Consider the following 1107-nt stretch of genomic DNA (forward strand, 5'->3'; position numbering starts at 1 on the left):
AAAGGGCGCACATACCTGTAAAGCACAATGGGTGGTTGAGGCTGCATCGGTATATTGCTGCCTTCTATGGACGCAATCGGTAGGTTTAACATCCCATCGTGCACGGCTTGTCGTTGGCTAAAGTACACCGGGGTCGCTTCTTGGTTGATAGCCACAGCTGTTAGCCAGCCTTCGGATGGGATGACGACGTCATGCTCCTGAACAATCTGACGACCCACCACCAGCTTGGCTCGGTAGTAACCAGGGAGGTAGTAAATAGCGGAGTGGTGGTGGCCGTCTTTGGGAACCAGTTGTCGCCGTTTCGGGTCCCAGGATTGCTGGATAAAGACGGAATCGGTGGGCGACGAGGTGGCCGTATAGTCGAACACCACTGAGTTTGGAATTCCTTTCGTTACGGGGCGGCTGGTGAAGGCAAAGTCAGCGGGTGAGAGCGGTCTGGGGTAAACGTCATTCAGAAAGAAAACCCCCATACTGGTCAGTATTACCACCAGGCAGGCGCTAATCCACCACCGATTGACGGTAAGTTTCCGGGTGGGCTGAACGGGCTTTGGTTCACGGGTGTCGATGACGAAAGTTGACGGAGGAACAACAGACGATTTTTGGGTAGAGTCGTTCAGGAACGCTCGCCAGTGTTCATAGCCGACTAAGCTGGCCAAGGCGTTTAAGGTCGTGACCGTCGGGGTGGAGTCGTATTTCACGCGGCCCCAAACCCGCTTCAGCGTTGTGACGCTCAGCGACACGCCCGTCTGCTCAGCAATCAGCTCGCCGAGCTGCTCAAAGTCCTGAGTCGACCACCCCTCGCTGTTGCCCCAGCCCAGTTTTTCCTCGATCAATCGACGACAAAGGGCGAGTTTGGGGTCTTCCGGTTGAGCGATCATTGCATTGTTAGTCAGTTGTTTAGAGCTATGAACAAACTTGAACAGTGATTGTACGGTCTTGAATAGGCAAGTTAACACGCCTCCACCAAGTTTGTGGCCTAATGTCTACTCAAATATTATCCGCATGATAACGGTACAGCTTACGCAAAGCAGTCTTATACGATTGATCGGCAGGAATACGAAGAAAGGTATCGGTTGGATTACCCTTTTGTTGGTCTGCCTGGGGCAC

General features: G+C 53.0%; 1 pseudogene. It reads right to left on the reverse strand.

Going from position 1 to position 1107, the window contains the following annotated elements:
• Window positions 1-878: pseudogene (locus tag ACYU87_RS27520) on the reverse strand (hypothetical protein); the annotation flags it as partial.
• Window positions 879-1107: the final 229 nt, after the last annotated feature.

The organism is Spirosoma lituiforme, assembly GCF_054776635.1.